Consider the following 16,025-nt stretch of genomic DNA (forward strand, 5'->3'; position numbering starts at 1 on the left):
AGCGAATCGAGGATGGGGCCATCGAATGGATTTCACCGGCGAAGAACGCATCGCGGCGCCGCGGGACATCGTCTGGGCAGCACTCAACGATCCCGACATCATGCGCGGCTGCATTCCGGGCTGCCAGAGCATCGAGCGGCTGTCGCCTGATGTCTTCGAGGCGACGATCAAGGTCAAGTTCAGCCTGTTGTCCGCCACCTTCCATGGGCTGCTGACGCTTTCCAATGTCGATGCGCCGAAGAGCTATACGCTGTCGGCCGAAGGCAAGGGCGGTCTTGCCGGATTCGCCAGGGGCAGTGCCGATATCGTGCTTGAAGAAAGGGGTGCCGAGACCATCCTGCACTACCGGTCGAAGGCCGAACTCGGCGGTAGGCTCGCCCAGCTCGGCGCCCGCCTGCTCGATTCGACCTCGCAAAAGCTCGCCGAAGGGTTCTTTTCGGATTTCAATGCCGCTGTCGTCGCGAAGATGGCAGCGGGTTAGGCTTGGCGCGGGCGCAGGGTTTGTTTAAATCGGCATGATGACGTGGACCATCAGGCCGCCGCGGGCGGAAGACCAGGAAATACTCGCGGAGATTTATCTTTCCGTGCGCCGCGAAACATTCGTCTGGGTCGATCCCGGCAAATTCCATCGCGAGGATTTCGCTGCTCATACCAATGGCGAGACAGTCTTCGTCTGCGCGCATGAAAACGGCCGCGTTGCCGGCTTCCTGTCGCTCTGGCCAGCCGATGATTTCATCCACATGCTCTATATCAGCCCTGAATTTCAGGGCCAGGGTGCCGGTAGGGCGCTGCTGCAGGCGCTGCCGGAATGGCCGCAGCACCGGTACCGGCTGAAATGCCTGGTGAAGAACCGGCGGGCAAAGGCGTTCTACCTTTCCCACGGTTTCCACGTGACCGGCAACGGCGCCTCGCCGGAGGGCGACTATGAGGAACTGAGCTTTTTTCCGGTTTGACAGCCGCCGAAAGCCGGGCGCCGAACCCGAGCCCATCGAATACCGACCGGTTTTACCGCGCCGGCAACTGCCCGGCGATTTCCTCGGCGCGGTTCTTGTGGCGGTCGGCCTCGCTTTGCCAGCGGATGGCTTCCTTGGCCTCGGTGCGGGCGCGCTTGCGGTGTTTGCCCTGGCTGAACCAGGTGGCGGCCGCCCCGATCAGCATGCCCGCGATCAGCGCGACGACCAGGAAGACGAAGAAGGGCGCGGAAACCGCCAGCACCTGGTCTTCCGGCCGGAACGGATTGAAGGCGAGCGTGACGCTCTGCCGGTTGGCGACGCAGAAGACGATGAGGATGACGCCGAGCGGCAGCAGAATCAACAGGTTGACGATCTTCTTGGCCATTTGAGGTCTCCACGCGGCAGATTGCGCCGGTCTTTTTGAGGGGCGCGTTTCATGCTTACAGCGCCACGCGTCTTTGCAAGACGCGTAAAGCACGATGCGTTACCAGAATAGGAAAACGGCCCTCGAGTTCAAGTGCGGTTTCGCCGCAGGCAGCGACGGTTCAATCCTCTTCGTCGGCCTGGCCGGGATTGAGCCGCTCGCGCAGCTCCTTGCCGGTCTTGAAGAAGGGAACCCACTTCTCCTCGACGAAGACGGTATCGCCGGTCCGCGGGTTGCGGCCGGAGCGCGACGGGCGGTTCTTGACCGAAAAGGCGCCAAAGCCGCGCAATTCGACTCGGTTACCCGCAGCCAGTGCATCCGTGATCTCGTCGAGAACCGCGTTGACGATATTCTCGACGTCGCGATGATAGAGATGCGGGTTGCGTGCCGCAACAATCTGCACCAATTCGGACTTGATCACTTTCGCCCCCTTAAATTATTGATTTCTTATCAATCGTGGCCAACCTGCCAAACTGAAAGCAGCCCGTCAAGAAGCAACTTTGGGGGCAGGATTCCATTGATATCCTGGGTTTTCATGAGATCATCATAACCGAAGATCGTAATCAACCGAGAAACAGCCCCAGCGAGCAGAAAGGGCGTATTGCTCTTCTTGTCCCAGTCCACCATCGGCAGATCGCTGTCGATACCGCGTGACGTCAGATAGGCGCGGATCTCGGCCTCGCCGCCGATTGCATCGACGAGTTTCACCTTCAGCGCCTGGCGGCCGGTATAGATCGTGCCGTCGGCCAGTTTCAGCACCTCGTCGCGCGGCAGCTTGCGCCGGTCGGCGACGAGGTCGACGAACCAGTTATAGCTGTCGACCACCATGTTGCGGATCATCGTCTTGGCTTCCTCGCTCGCCTCGTGGAAGGGCGAGGGCTCGGCTTTCAGCGGCGAGGACTTGATCTCCTGCAGCGAGACGCCGATCTTGTCGAGCAGCGGCTGGATCTGCGGATACTGGAAGATGACGCCGATCGAGCCGGTGATCGAGCTGTCGCCGGCAATGATCGTATCGCCGGCGGTGGCGATCATGTAGCCGGCCGAGGCGGCAAGCGTGCGCACGTCGGAGACGACAGGCTTCTTGGCTGATATCGCACGGATCGCCTTGAAGATTTTTTCGCCGCCATAGGTCGTGCCGCCGGGCGAGGAGATCGAAATCACCACTGCCTTCACCTGATCGCTGATCTCGACCTTCTTCAGCCGCTCCAGAAGCTCGTCGTCATCGACGATCAGCCCGGATATCGTCACATGGGCGATATGCGGGCGCTCCGTCCCGGCATCGCCGAGGGCAAAGCGGTAGAAGGCGAAACCAAGTGCCACGATGAGGGCCACAGCGATGACGCGCCAGAAGCCGAGCTTACGACGCAGCCGCCGGCGATCGGCGATGATCGAACTGTCCATAAAAACCTCCAGCTGGCACCGGCTTCGGCATGCCGCCGATCGAACCGGTGAAATAGGGTGCAGCGGCCCGTACGAATGCCACTTTTCAATGTTTTTCCGTTTTGTTGCTTGTTGCAGAAAAAATTCCATATTGGCAAGCCAATGTAATAATGCGAAACGAACTGTGATTGGCGGCCGGCTTTGTTATCGAGGCGCGGCGATCACCGCACATGGACGAGGCCTATGCTCGATACCCTGAAGAACAACGGACATGCCGCCTATTCGGGGTCCGACAGGAATGCCTATGGCGATGCGTTGTTCCATTCCGCCCGCGTGCGGCGGCTGAAGATATTGCTGCCGGTAGCCGCCCTCATCATCGCGGCAGGCCTCAGCGCGGTGGCGTTGGTCCGCATCTATCTGCCTGAAAACATCAAGATGGAAGGCGCCAAGATCGAGAACGGCAAGGTCGTGATGGAAAAGCCGGCGATCTCGGGGCGCAATTCCGACGGCATCAACTATTCGATGCTGGCCGAAAGGGCGCTGCAGGATATCCGCAATCCCGATTTCATCACGCTCGAGACCATCAAGGCCGCTGTGCCGATGAATGATGGCCTGATCGCCCGTGTCGTCGCCTCGACCGCCGATTACAATCGCGCCACCGACAATCTGCATATGACGGCCCCCTTCACCCTGGTGCTGAGCAGCGGCCTCAATGCGAATTTCCAGTCCGCCCAGCTCGACATCAAGGGCGGAAACATGCGGAGCGACGACCCCGTCACCATCACCAAGGACAATGCCTCCATTGTTGCGAAGACGCTTCAGATAACCGATAAGGGGCGGGTGATCACATTCGAGGGGAATGTTCGCATGAATGTCGATCCATCCGCCATCCATAAACAGGGCACTTAACCAGCCGGGTCATCCATGACAAAAGATTGTCGCTTTTCCACTTGCAAGACAGGCATGGCATTCATTGCCGGCGCATTTGCCCTTATTCTGACGGCCTCGGGCGCCGGCGCGCAGCAGGCGACGGCGACGATGCCGGGCATGAAGCTGTCCAACGACCAGCCGATCCAGATCGAAAGCGACAAGCTGGAGATCCATGACCAGGAACACACCGCGCTCTTCACCGGCAAGGTCAAGGTCGTCCAGGGGACGACGACGATGCAGTCCGGCAAGATGACCGTCTATTACAAGGACAAGGCGGCAAAGCCGGCTGCTGACGGGGCGCAACCTGCTGCCCAGCCGGAACAGTCGGCCTCGCTTGCATCGGGAAGTGCTGATATCGACAAGATCCTGGTGACGGACAAGGTCTTTTTGACCTCGGGCACGCAGACGGCGACCGCCGATGACGGCAATTTCGACATGGCCTCGCAGACATTCATCCTCACCGCGGATGAGGGGAATAAAGTTATTCTGTCGGACGGGCCGAACGTTTTTACCGGCTGCAAACTGACGGTTCACATGCAGACCGGCCAGGCGGAGCTTGAAAGCTGCGGCGGGCGTGTCCAGATTCAGCTCGATCCGAAGTCGAAGCCGAATACACCGCAGCAGAAGCAGAACTGAGAAGCCGGCCTCCCACGTGAAATTAACATCGCTATCCACCATGTTCGGCAAGCCCGGGCCACAAGCTGCGGGCGCCGCCGACAAGAGCCGCTATCAGGGAACGCTGATCGCACGCGGTCTGACGAAGACCTATGCGACGCGGCGCGTCGTCAACGGCGTCTCGCTGGTGGTGCGCCGCGGCGAGGCCGTCGGCCTGCTCGGCCCGAACGGCGCCGGCAAGACCACCTGTTTTTACATGATCACCGGCCTCGTGCCGGTCGATGAAGGCACGATTGAGATCGACGGCAACGACGTCACGACCATGCCGATGTACCGCCGCTCGCGCCTCGGCGTCGGTTACCTGCCGCAGGAAGCCTCGATCTTCCGCGGCTTGACGGTGGAAGAGAATATCCGCGCCGTCCTCGAAGTGCATGTGAAGGACAAGGCCGAGCGCGAGCAGAAGCTGAACGAGCTGCTGGAGGAATTCCATATCCAGAAGCTGCGCAAGAGTGCCGCCGTCGCCCTGTCCGGCGGTGAGCGCCGTCGCCTCGAAATCGCCCGTGCGCTTGCGACCGACCCGACCTTCATGCTGCTCGACGAACCCTTCGCCGGCGTCGACCCGATCTCGGTCGCCGACATCCAGAATCTCGTTCACCACCTGACGGCACGCGGCATCGGCGTTCTCATCACCGACCACAATGTCCGCGAGACGCTGGGTCTCATCGACCGCGCCTACATCATCCATGCCGGTGAGGTCCTGACCCATGGCCGGGCGAACGACATCGTCAACAATCCGGAAGTGCGCCGGCTCTACCTCGGCGACAATTTCAGCCTCTGACGTCAGCTCCGGATGATTTTAGGCCGGATCGGCAGAAATTCACCATGCCGGCATAGTTCCGCTTGACCAAATACAATAAAAAAGCAATTTTTGGGCCAACTTGGATTTCCGTGGCCTGAAGCCTTGATCGGACGCGGTTTCCCGGAGGAATCGAGGGGAGTTTCGCGTCCGTCATGGCACTGTCCGCCAATCTTTTCCTGCGCCAGACTCAGTCTTTGGTGATGACGCCGCAACTGATGCAATCCATCCAGTTGCTGCAGATGACGCATTTCGAACTCAACCAGTTCATCGCCCTGGAAGTGGAGAAGAACCCGCTGCTCGAATTTCCGTCGAATGACGGCGAGGCGGGTGGCGAACGCGGCGAAGCCGAAGATGGAGAGTATGCTCATCAGCCGGAGGACGCCGGTTCTGACGACGGCTACGACAACCGCACCGAGGCGCTCTCCAGCGACTGGTATGACAATGGCGGCAGCGCCAGCACCAGCCGGCTGAACGACGAACTCGACGCCAATTACACCAATGTCTTTCCCGATGACGGTGCCCCGCAGCGCCTCGATGCGCCGGAGCTCGTCAGCCAGTGGAAATCGATGCCGGGCAGCGGCGAGGGCGCCGACTACGATCTTGACGATTTCGTCGCCGGCCAGGTGTCGCTGCGCGATCATCTCGCCCAGCAGATCCCCTTCGTCCTGCCTGACATGGCCGACCGGCTGATCGCGCAGAATTTCGTCGACCAGCTCGACGACTGCGGTTATCTGCAGGCCGATATCGTCGAGGCGGGCGAGAGGTTGGGCACGAGCCTCGCACAGGCCGAGCGCGTGCTCGCCACCCTCCAGAGCCTCGATCCGCCGGGTGTTTTCGCCCGCAGCCCTGCCGAATGCCTGGCGATCCAGCTCAGGCAGAAGGACCGATACGACCCGGCCATGCAGGCTATGGTCGAAAACCTCGAACTCCTGGCGAGCCGCGATTTCGCCACGCTGAAGCGGCTTTGCGGCGTCGACGAGGAAGATCTTCTCGACATGCTCGGCGAGATCCGCCAGCTCAATCCGAAGCCCGGCAGCGGTTTCGGGGCGGGCGTTTCCGAAGCGATCATGCCCGATGTGGTCGTCAGAGCCTCCTCGGATGGCGGCTGGCGGGTCGAACTCAATCCGGATGCGCTGCCGCGCGTGCTGGTCAACCAGTCTTATTTTTCCCGGGTGACAAAGAACGGCGAGGATCATGCCTTCCTCTCCGATTGCCTGCAGACCGCCAACTGGCTGACGCGCAGCCTCGATCAGCGGGCTAAAACCATCATGAAGGTGGCAAGCGAAATCGTCCGCCAGCAGGACGCCTTCCTGCTGCACGGCGTCGACTATCTGCGCCCGCTGAACCTGAAGACGGTCGCCGAAGCGATCAAGATGCATGAATCCACCGTCAGCCGCGTCACGTCGAACAAATATATGCTGACGCCGCGCGGTCTCTTCGAACTCAAATATTTCTTCACCGTCTCGATCAGCGCCGTCGCAGGCGGCGACAGCCATTCGGCCGAAGCCGTGCGTCACAAGATCCGCGCGCTGATCCTGCAGGAGAGCCCGGAGGCGGTGCTTTCCGATGACGATATCGTCGACATGCTGAAAAAGGGCGGCGTCGATCTCGCCCGCCGCACGGTTGCGAAATACCGGGAGGCGATGAACATTGCCTCTTCGGTGCAGCGCCGCCGCGAGAAGCGGGCGCTCGCCAAGGTCGCCGGTTTCTGACGCGGCAACGCTTCGACCTCGATCGAAGCATCCGGCTCGCAAATCCCGTTATTGCTCTCCAGCACCTAGCGTGTTTTGAGACGCGCGAACCGCGCTGCAACCCTTTGAATTGTCTTGAACGAAGATCGAAATGCCGACGATGACGCCGCAAAATTCCAACCTTGCCAGGGAGCTTTTCCTGCTGCTGGTGCTGGCGACCCTGTGGGGTTCCTCCTATAGCTTCATCAAGATCGGCGTCGAGACGATCCCGCCGATAACGTTGATCGCCACCCGCACGCTGATTGCCGGCGGCATTCTGCTGGCCGTCCTGCGCCACCGGCGTGTCCGCCTGCCGCGCGATCGTGCCACCTGGCGGCGGTTTTTCGTTCAGGCCTGTCTGAACAGTGTCGTTCCCTTCACACTGATCGCCTGGGCGGAACAGTCCGTCGATGCCGGATTGGCGGTGATCTTGAATTCGGCAACGCCGATCTTCACCTTCCTGCTGACCGTGCTGATCACCCGCCATGAGCAGGTGACCTTGCGACGGCTTTTCGGCGTCATGGCCGGGCTTGCCGGCATCTGCCTCGTCATCGGCGTCGAAGCGCTCGGCGGTCTCGGCGAAAGCCTGATGGCGCAGCTTGCCATCATCCTGGCGACCATCTGCTATGCAGGTGCCGCGATTTTCAGCAAGAACTTCAAGGGGCTCGATCCCGCAGTGCCGGCGGCCGGCTCTTTGATCTCAGGCGCGGTTGTTCTCTTGCCCATCAGCCTCGTCGTCGATCGGCCATGGGAGCTCGATCCGTCGGCGGCATCGATACTGGCGCTGCTTGCCCTCTCCGCCTTTTCGACGGCGCTTGCCTTTGTGATCTATTTCCGTCTCGTCCAGACACTGGGTTCGGTCGGAACCACCGCGCAAGCCTATCTCAGAGTGCCGATCGGTGTTGCGATCGGCATCGTTTTCCTCGGCGAAAGGCTGAGCCCGACGGCCTGGATCGGGCTCGTCTGCGTCATAGCAGGTGTCGCCGCCATGACGATCCCTGCAAGGAAGGGCACAACGCAGGCGCGAAACGCGTAGACTGGATGGGGTGGCGATCGGCGGTATGCCTTGCCTGGCAAGGTATCCGCCACACGTCGACCGAGTGCCGCCGAGGGTGATTCGGCGCCCTATTGACTTTTCGGCAAGCTCTGGCTAGAAGCCCGCCGCAATCGATGCCGTGAACGGCGTCTGGAGTTATCCCCAGCATCAGAAGGGCACCAAGGACCCGCAGGACTAAGCCGATCTTGCTTGAGATTGTGCGAAGTGCTTGGATGAACCTGAGGCTTGGCGTAAACTGATACCCGCAAACGACCATAAGAAGGGAAACTCCATGAGTGTGCGTGTATCCGGGAAACATATGGAAATTGGTGAATCCTTCCGTCAAAAGATCGAGGACCAAATTAGTATGGCCATCACGAAATACTTCGACGGGGGATATTCCGGCCAGGTGACCGTGGAAAAGGCGAGTTCTCGTTACTCGGCGGATTGCAAGCTTCATCTCGACAGCGGGGTGGTGCTGCATGCGGCCGGCGAGGCGACCGACCCGCAATTGGCTTTCGACGCCGCCTCGCAGCGGATCGAAAAGCGGTTGCGGCGTTACAAGCGCAAGCTGAAGGACCATCACGCCGGAAGCCATCTGAATGGTTTTGCAGAGGTCTCCTACACGGTTATGGATTCCGTTCCTGATCACGATGATGAAATCGCTGACGATTTCGCTCCGGCGATCGTCGCTGAAAGCACGAAGCAGCTGAAGACCATGTCGGTCGCCACCGCCGTGATGGCGCTCGACATGACCGACGAGCCGCTTCTCCTGTTCCGCAGCCCCGGCAAGGAACATCTGAACATCGTTTACCGTCGGCACGACGGAAATATTGGCTGGATCGATTCAGCCAGTATCAAAGGCTGAGATCAGGGTGGTGAGCGGCGGTATTGCCGCCGCTCCTTGCATTTGATCCCGGCGACAGAAGGAAAAAGAAATGGCATTGGCAGATTTGCTCCATCAGGATGCGATCATTCCCGCCCTCAGAGTAAATTCCAAGAAACAGTTGCTTCAGGAATTGGCTGCAAGAGCCTCCAGGATCACCGGGCTTTCCGAACGGGAGATCTTCGACGTCATCCTGCAACGCGAACGCCTGGGCTCGACCGGAGTCGGCAACGGCATCGCCATTCCCCACGGCAAGCTGGGAAACATCCATTCGATCGTCGGCATCTTCGCCCGGCTGGAGCAGCCGGTCGATTTCGAGGCGCTGGACGACCAGCCGGTCGATCTCGTGTTCCTGCTGCTTGCGCCGGAAGGGGCGGGCGCCGATCATCTCAAGGCTCTGTCGCGAATCGCCCGTGTGCTGCGCGATCACGATCTGGTCGCCAAGCTGCGTGCCACCGAGTCCGCCTCGGCGATCTATGCCTTCCTCAACGAAGAGCAGACGTCGAACGCTGCCTGAGCTATATTATCCCCGAATGTGAAAAGGCGCCTGATATCCCAGGCGCCTTTTGCATTATGAGGGGCTGAACGATCAGAACTCTTCCCAGCTGTCCTGCGCCACGGCAGCGGATCCGCGCGACGGGGCGGTCGCGCGAGGCGAAAGGGCTGAAGTCGCCGGCGCCCGCATCTTTTGCGCGACGGAGGCAAGGGCCGCGGCGTTGCCCGAACCCGAGACGTTGAAGCGCGTGGCGAGCGCCTTCAGCGTTTGTGCCTCGTCGTTGAGTGCGACGCTAGCAGCGGTTGCTTCCTCCACCATCGCCGCATTCTGCTGCGTCACCTGGTCCATCTGGTTCATCGCCTGGTTGATTTCCTTCAGGCCGACAGCCTGTTCGCTGGCCGATGCCGAGATCTGCCGGATGAGATCGTTGATGCCCATCACCTGTTCGGCGATCTTGTGCAGCGTGCCGCCGGCGCGCCCGACGAGATCGACGCCCTCCTTGACCTGGACGGCCGAGCTGTTGATCAGCGTCTTGATTTCCTTGGCGGCATTGGCTGAGCGCTGCGCGAGTTCACGCACCTCCTGGGCGACGACAGCAAAACCCTTGCCGGCTTCCCCGGCGCGCGCCGCCTCGACGCCGGCGTTCAGCGCCAGGAGGTTGGTCTGGAAGGCGATCTCGTCGATGACGCCGATAATCCGCGAAACCTCCGTCGAAGATTGTTCGATCCCTTGCATCGAGGCGATCGCTTTCTGCACCACTTCGCCGGACTTTTCGGCATCCTGGCAGGCGAGGTTGACGTTGTCGGCTGCCGTGCGCGCATTCTCGGCGCTGGAATCGACCTGCGCGGTGAGCTCGTTGAGCGCGGCCGCCGTCTCTTCCAGGCTGGCTGCCTGCTGTTCGGTGCGCTTGGCGAGGTCGGAAGCGCTGTTGCTGATTTCGCCGGTGCCGGAGCCGATATTGGCGACGCTGAGGTTCATCGTGTTGATGGTCTCTTCGAGGCTCGCGAGCGCGGCGTTGAAATCCTGTTTCAACTTGCCGTATTCGCCGGGGAATTCGTCGGTGATGCGGTGACTGAGATTGCCCTGCGACAGCTCGGAAAGGCCGGCGCCGACGATCGAGACGATATGGCGCTGCAGCGACACCGATTCCTGGCGCTCCGATTCCGAGCGGCTGCGCTCGGTCTCTGCGGCCCGCCGCTGGTCGACGGCCTCGTCTTCGAGGCGGCGGCTGTCGGCGAGCGTGAAGCGGAAGCCTTCCAGCGCCTTGGCGACCGAACCGACTTCATCGCTGCGGTCCTGGGCGGCGATCGGTTCGCCATAATGGCCGTCGCTCAGCGCCCTGACGCTGGCGACCAGCCCGCCGAGTGGCCGCTGCACGAAAGAGCGGACGGCGAAATAGAGCGCCAGCATGACCGCACCGAGCACGATTAGCCCGTTGACGATCATCATATAGGTCTGGTCTCGCACCGGCGCGTTGATCGCCGTGTGCGGCACGTCGACGAGCACGACCCAGGTGGCGTTGACGCCGGGGACCGCGAACGGATAGACGACGCGATCGAAGGGATCGAGGCCGTCATAGGTGAGGTTCCTGACGAGACCGGGCTGTTTGCTCGACAGCGCCGTCTTGACGACGTCGGCGCCCTCGCCGTCATATTCCTTGGTCATCAGGTCGGGGATCGGCGCGACGATCCAGTTGCCGGCCTGCGACAGCAGCGTGACGCGGCCCGAGCCGAAAGGATGCAGCGCCTGCAGCTTGTCGGTCAGCGACTTCAGCGAAATATCGACACCGCCGACGCCGATCATCTTGCCGCCAGACATGACCGGATAGGCAATCGAGGTCAGCAGCGTCGGCACATCCGTTCCCTCAGCCATATAGGGCGTAGTGATCGCCCCCTTGCCGCTATCTGCGGCAAGCTTCCACCATGCGGCGGTATAATCATTGTCGAAGGTCGAATATTGGATGCCGCCGTCCTTGGTCTTCGACCAGTAGGGTGTGAAGGCGCCGTTCTTGTTCGTGCCTTCGTCATTGTTGTTGGCGATCTCGGTGGTCTTGCCGTCAAGCGCGCCGAGCTGCTCGCAGAACCAGCTGCCGAAGGCGAAGGCATTCTGCTCGAGATTGGCCTTCAGCACGTTGATCATGCCCTTGCGATCGAGCGACTTGCCTTCATGGCCGCGACCGATGACGCCCGACATGGTGCGCGCGGCGCTGGCGAGTTCGCCGACATTGGCGGCGATTTCATTGGCGATCGATTTCGCCTCGAGGTTGGCCTGATCCATCGTCAGCGTCTGAACGCGATCACGGGTCTGGCCGATGAGAAAAAAGTTCGAAACGATGAGAACAAGCGCGATGGCGATGCCGGTGATGACGATGAGTTTCGCGGCAAGCGATTTCATGCGAAAAATGAACATGGGGTCCTCGGGCAAGGATACGCCGAACGGCCATTCTCCGGCGCAGGAGCAAAGGCTTCGCCCCGTCATGGAGCAGCCGCCTACAGCGCCGCGCGTCTTTTGAGACGCGCAAAGGACGCTGTAGCACTTTGAATCGCTGCATAATTTTATCCTTAAATCGATTCCGATTTAAGGAATTATGCAGTGGACGTCCGGATTCCAGAAGGCGGGAAGGAGCCGGCGACCACGAGGAACATCGCCGGAGATCTCTTAAATTTGAATGAAACTCGATCGATCAAGACAAGGAACATCGCCGGAACGCCCTGAATTACCGGGAGTTTTGCCAGCGGCTTCGCAAAGAGACGCCTCTATATCCTGTCTGCGACTTCCTCGCTCAAAGGGATCGATGGTTGCGCTCCGGCCTTGAGGCAGGCGAGCGAACCGGCGACCGCCGCGCGGCGCAGCGCCGAGACAAAATCGAGGCCATCGTCGAGGCTGGCGGCGAAATAACCGCAGAACGTGTCTCCGGCGCCGACCGTATCGACAGGTTCGATCTTGAGACCCTGCGCCCTTGAAATCGCCCCGTCGCGGATGGCGATGACCCCATCGCCGCCGAGCGTCACGATCAGCGTCTGGCCCGTCTCCGCATGCAGGCGCACAAGGGCTGCCTCGCGCGCTTGGGCGTCCATGCCCTCCTGCCCGGCGAGCCGCTCGAACTCGGTCTCGTTGGCAATGACGATATCGGCGAGCCGGCCGAGACGCGGCGCATCGGGGATCAGCGGCGCGAGGTTGAGGATGCTGGTGACGCCCTTGGCGCGGGCGGCCGACAGCGCGCGTTCGACGGCAGCAGCCGGCACTTCGAGCTGCAGCATCAGGATATCGCTTTCGTTCATGCGGCCGATCGCGGTCTCGGCATCGGCAGGCGTGACCTGGCCATTGGCGCCGGGAACGACGGCAATCATGTTTTCGCCGTCGCCGCCGACAAGGATCAGCGCCGTGCCTGTGGGACCGTCGACATGGCTGACGAGAGAAAGGTCGGTGCCCGCATCATCGAGCAGGGCCAGCGCTTCCGCAGCGAAAGCATCCTTGCCGACGGCGCCGGCCATATGCACATAGCGCCCGGCGCGGCGCGCCGCCAGCGCCTGGTTTGCGCCCTTGCCGCCGGCGGCCGTGGCAAAGCCGTTGCCGGCCACCGTCTCGCCGGGCTTCGGCAGGCGCTCGGTCGTGGCGATGAGATCCATGTTGATGGACCCGAAAACTGTGATCATGAATGTGTCCCGTCTTCTGGAGCCTGCAAGTGACATCATGCTCCTGCATGTTTCATGCAGGCGAGACACTGCCCGAAGCGGTCACTCCTCGTCAACCACCCGCAGCTTCAGAAGACCGGTGCGGCTTTCCACTGATTTGGCCGCGGCTTCGCTGTCGCGGGCGGGCTTGGCGTCGCCGCCTGCCTCGAATTCCAGCGCTTCGATCTTGGCGCCGCGCTTGGTGAGCTTGTCGGCTGATGTGACCACCATGTCGATATCCTTCTGCGCCATGGCGAAATGGCCCTGCAGCTTGCGCACCCGCTCATCAAGGCGGCTGAGATCGTCCATCAGGATCGCCACCTCGCCCTGGATCAGATGCGCCTGCGCCCGCATGCGTTGATCCTTGAGCACGGCTTGGATGACCTGGATCGACAGCATCAGCAGCGACGGCGAGACGATGACGATGCGCGCGCGGTGGGCCTTCTGCACCACCGGCTCGAAGTGCTCATGGATCTCGGCGAAGATCGATTCGGACGGCACGAAGAGAAAGGCCGTATCCTGGGTTTCTCCCTGGATCAGATATTTCTCGGAAATGTCCCTTATATGGACCTCCATGTCGCGGCGGAACTGCTGGCCGGCGATCTTGCCGGCCTCGGGGGTGCCGGCGTCGCGGATCGCGTTCCAGGCTTCGAGCGGAAATTTCGCGTCGATCACCAGCGGCGGCGCGCCGTTCGGCATGCGGATCGTGCAGTCCGGCCGCGAACCGTTGGACAGCGTCTGCTGGAAGGCATAGGCGCCCATCGGCAGACCGTCGGCGACGATCGTCTCCATTCTCGACTGGCCGAAGGCGCCGCGTGTCTGCTTGTTGGACAGAATGGCCTGCAACCCGACGACATCCTTGGCGAGCGTCTGGATATTGTTCTGCGCGGCATCGATGACCGCCAGCCGCTCCTGCAGCCGCTGCAGGTTCTCATGCGTCGATTTGGTCTGCTCGGTGATCGTCGAGCTGACGCGCTGCGACATGCCGTCGAGGCGTTGGCTGATCGTCTGGTTGAGTTCGCTCTGCCGCGCGCCGAAGACCTCGGTCATCGCTGCGATGCGGCCCTGCATCTCTGCCTGGATCTTCAAAAGCTCGCCCATGCGCGCTTCGTTTTCCTCAGCGCGAAAGTTCGCTTCCTCCGCCTGCTCGCGGCCAAGGCCGGCGCCGCGCAGCAGAAGCACGATCACCAGCAGGGCGAGGGCGGCGAGAACGCCGCCGACAAGCGCCAGCATGGCCGGGCTGATCGAGGCAAGGGAAAGGGCGAGCGATTCGGAATGGACGGTCATCCCGCAAGCATAACAGAAGAAGCCGCGATTTATAGATCAAAACGTGAACACAATGGACGGTCCCCAATATCTTCGCAAGCCGCTGCTCGTCCGTGTCCACCGAAAAGAAATGTCGCCGCGGCTTAACGATTGCTCAACCATATTGGCCAAAACCTGCGGCGCAGACATTCCTTCACGCGCGCGCCGCGCCAAGTACAGAGAACCCCATGACCGCCCAGCAGACCGACAATGCCCTCAGGCAGCGCCTCGATTTCATCGAACTGGATGAGGCAGCGCGCAAGTCAATGCGGGATCTGCGCCCTGTCATATCAGAGCTGATCGGCGGCGCACTCGACAAATTCTACGCCAAGATCGCCAAGACCCCCGCTGTCGCAGGCTTCTTCGCCGACAAGAACCATGTCGGCCATGCCAAGAGGCGCCAGCAGGATCATTGGGCCAATCTCGCGGGCGGCGCGTTCGACGAGAGCTATGTCAACGGCGTGACCGCGGTCGGCCGGACGCACGCCCGCATCGGGCTGGAGCCGCGCTGGTATATTGGCGGTTACGCCATCGTCATGTCCGAGCTCGTCAAAGGCATCATGGAGAAGCAGTGGCCGTCGATCTTTGCGCGCCAGCAAGGCAAGCAGTTGGCCGAGAAGCTGTCGGCCGTCATCAAGGCCGGCATGCTCGACATGGACTATTCCATCTCGGTCTATCTCGAGACGCTCGAAGCAAAGCGCCGTGCCTTGGAAGAGCAGCGTGCCCAGGCCGAATCCGATCAGGCGATCGCGCTGGAGCAACTGCGCCGCGGTCTGGAAGCGCTGTCGAACGGCGATCTCGAAGCCACCCTGCCGTCTGACCTGCCGGGCAATTTCCGGCAGATGGCCGAGGACTACAACCGCGCCGTCAGCGCCCTTCGCCAGTCCTTCGCCTCCGTGCGCGAGACCTCGGGCCATATCATGAGCGGCGCCGACGTCATTTCCAATGCGACCAACGATCTGGCGCTGCGCACCGCCCAGCAGGCGGCAGGCGTCGAGGAGAGTTCGGCCGCCCTGCAGCAGCTGTCCGTCAGCGTCGGCCAGACGGCCGCCAATGCCGAGAGGGCTTCGGACGCCGTGCGCGAGACGCAAGAGAAGGCGAAGAACTCCGGCGAACTCGTCACCAGCGCCGTCTCGGCGATGGCCGGCATCGAGAAGTCCTCGACGGGGATCTCCAAGATCATCGGCGTCATCGATGAGATCGCCTTCCAGACCAATCTGCTGGCGCTGAACGCCGGTGTCGAGGCGGCGCGTGCCGGTGATGCCGGCAAGGGTTTTGCCGTCGTCGCCCAGGAAGTCCGCCAGCTCGCCCAGCGCACCGCGGAAGCGGCCAAGGAGATCAAGAACCTGATCTCGCAGAGCTCGACCCAGGTCAATCAGGGCGTCGGCATCGTTTCCAGCACCGGCGAGGCGCTGAACGACATGATCAGCCGCATCGATATCATCAACCGTTTCGTCGCCGATATCGCCGCCGCTGCCCGCGATCAGGCAACCGGTGTCAACGAAGTCAGCCTCGCCGTCCGCAACATGGGTGCGATCACCCAGCAGAATTCGGACATGGTCGAGCACTCTTCGGCGGAAACCCGCCGGCTCAAGGACGAGGTGGAGACCCTGATCGAGCTGCTGCAGCACTTCCGTGCCCGACCGGAGGGCCGTTCCGCCACCAGTGCCCGCCGGGCGGCCTGAGGTGAATATGGCGAAATTCCAGGCGGGGATACAAAAAAGCGTATTCCTCGCC

At 61.6% G+C, this 16,025-nt stretch carries 16 protein-coding genes; 10 read left to right on the plus strand and 6 right to left on the minus strand.

What is annotated here, in order from left to right; all coding sequences use genetic code 11:
* Positions 1 to 25: 25 nt before the first annotated feature.
* Positions 26 to 481, plus strand: a complete 456-nt coding sequence (locus tag RLCC275e_RS00210; protein WP_033181313.1) for an SRPBCC family protein — start codon at positions 26 to 28, stop codon at positions 479 to 481.
* 37 nt (positions 482 to 518) lie between these two features.
* Positions 519 to 953: a GNAT family N-acetyltransferase gene (locus tag RLCC275e_RS00215; RefSeq protein WP_033181770.1), complete on the plus strand. Its 435-nt coding sequence runs from the start codon at positions 519 to 521 to the stop codon at positions 951 to 953.
* 52 nt (positions 954 to 1,005) lie between these two features.
* On the opposite strand, the gene RLCC275e_RS00220 is transcribed toward RLCC275e_RS00215, so the two are convergent.
* The 3 genes from RLCC275e_RS00220 to sppA form a co-directional block, all read right to left on the minus strand.
* Positions 1,006 to 1,338 carry a LapA family protein gene (locus tag RLCC275e_RS00220; RefSeq protein WP_003544923.1) on the minus strand — a complete coding sequence of 111 codons (333 nt, stop codon included), beginning with the start codon at positions 1,336 to 1,338 and terminating at the stop codon, positions 1,006 to 1,008.
* Between the two features lie 160 nt (positions 1,339 to 1,498).
* The gene (locus tag RLCC275e_RS00225; protein ID WP_003544934.1) at positions 1,499 to 1,798 is read right to left on the minus strand and encodes an integration host factor subunit beta; all 300 of its coding nucleotides are present in this window, start codon (positions 1,796 to 1,798) and stop codon (positions 1,499 to 1,501) included.
* Between the two features lie 29 nt (positions 1,799 to 1,827).
* A complete protein-coding gene (sppA, locus tag RLCC275e_RS00230; RefSeq protein WP_033181314.1) occupies positions 1,828 to 2,778 on the minus strand; it encodes a signal peptide peptidase SppA in 951 nt (316 codons plus the stop codon).
* A gap of 222 nt (positions 2,779 to 3,000) precedes the next feature.
* On the opposite strand from sppA, the gene lptC reads away from it, so the two are divergent.
* The 7 genes from lptC to ptsN all read left to right on the plus strand — a co-directional run bounded on the left by lptC (position 3,001) and on the right by ptsN (position 9,330).
* Complete coding sequence (lptC, locus tag RLCC275e_RS00235) at positions 3,001 to 3,666, plus strand: LPS export ABC transporter periplasmic protein LptC (RefSeq protein ID WP_033181315.1); 666 nt, start codon at positions 3,001 to 3,003, stop codon at positions 3,664 to 3,666.
* Between the two features lie 15 nt (positions 3,667 to 3,681).
* Positions 3,682 to 4,323: an LptA/OstA family protein gene (locus RLCC275e_RS00240; protein ID WP_033181316.1), complete on the plus strand. Its 642-nt coding sequence runs from the start codon at positions 3,682 to 3,684 to the stop codon at positions 4,321 to 4,323.
* A gap of 40 nt (positions 4,324 to 4,363) precedes the next feature.
* Positions 4,364 to 5,140 (plus strand): LPS export ABC transporter ATP-binding protein, encoded by a 777-nt coding sequence (gene lptB, locus RLCC275e_RS00245; protein WP_003556077.1) that lies wholly within the window; start codon positions 4,364 to 4,366, stop codon positions 5,138 to 5,140.
* Between the two features lie 173 nt (positions 5,141 to 5,313).
* The gene (rpoN, locus tag RLCC275e_RS00250) at positions 5,314 to 6,873 is read left to right on the plus strand and encodes an RNA polymerase factor sigma-54 (RefSeq protein WP_171891352.1); all 1,560 of its coding nucleotides are present in this window, start codon (positions 5,314 to 5,316) and stop codon (positions 6,871 to 6,873) included.
* A gap of 130 nt (positions 6,874 to 7,003) precedes the next feature.
* Complete coding sequence (locus RLCC275e_RS00255) at positions 7,004 to 7,927, plus strand: DMT family transporter (protein WP_033179425.1); 924 nt, start codon at positions 7,004 to 7,006, stop codon at positions 7,925 to 7,927.
* A gap of 292 nt (positions 7,928 to 8,219) precedes the next feature.
* Positions 8,220 to 8,795: a ribosome hibernation-promoting factor, HPF/YfiA family gene (hpf, locus tag RLCC275e_RS00260; RefSeq protein WP_003556081.1), complete on the plus strand. Its 576-nt coding sequence runs from the start codon at positions 8,220 to 8,222 to the stop codon at positions 8,793 to 8,795.
* Between the two features lie 70 nt (positions 8,796 to 8,865).
* Entirely contained in the window at positions 8,866 to 9,330 is a 465-nt protein-coding gene (gene ptsN / locus RLCC275e_RS00265) for a PTS IIA-like nitrogen regulatory protein PtsN (protein WP_003556082.1), read from the plus strand.
* Between the two features lie 72 nt (positions 9,331 to 9,402).
* Here the strand turns inward: ptsN and RLCC275e_RS00270 are convergent, their stop codons facing one another.
* From RLCC275e_RS00270 to RLCC275e_RS00280, 3 genes are all read right to left on the minus strand, one after another.
* Positions 9,403 to 11,718 carry a methyl-accepting chemotaxis protein gene (locus RLCC275e_RS00270; protein ID WP_033179426.1) on the minus strand — a complete coding sequence of 772 codons (2,316 nt, stop codon included), beginning with the start codon at positions 11,716 to 11,718 and terminating at the stop codon, positions 9,403 to 9,405.
* A 347-nt stretch (positions 11,719 to 12,065) separates the two neighbouring features.
* Positions 12,066 to 12,965, minus strand: coding sequence for a ribokinase (locus RLCC275e_RS00275; protein WP_033179427.1), 900 nt, complete (start codon positions 12,963 to 12,965; stop codon positions 12,066 to 12,068).
* Positions 12,966 to 13,046: 81 nt separating this feature from the next.
* A complete protein-coding gene (locus RLCC275e_RS00280; protein ID WP_033179428.1) occupies positions 13,047 to 14,270 on the minus strand; it encodes a DNA recombination protein RmuC in 1,224 nt (407 codons plus the stop codon).
* A gap of 206 nt (positions 14,271 to 14,476) precedes the next feature.
* Here RLCC275e_RS00280 and RLCC275e_RS00285 point away from each other — a divergent pair, with 206 nt between their 5' ends.
* Positions 14,477 to 15,973 (plus strand): globin-coupled sensor protein, encoded by a 1,497-nt coding sequence (locus RLCC275e_RS00285; RefSeq protein ID WP_033179429.1) that lies wholly within the window; start codon positions 14,477 to 14,479, stop codon positions 15,971 to 15,973.
* Positions 15,974 to 16,025 lie beyond the last annotated feature (52 nt).

Origin of the sequence: Rhizobium brockwellii (assembly GCF_000769405.2) — a bacterium.
Lineage (GTDB): Bacteria > Pseudomonadota > Alphaproteobacteria > Rhizobiales > Rhizobiaceae > Rhizobium > Rhizobium brockwellii.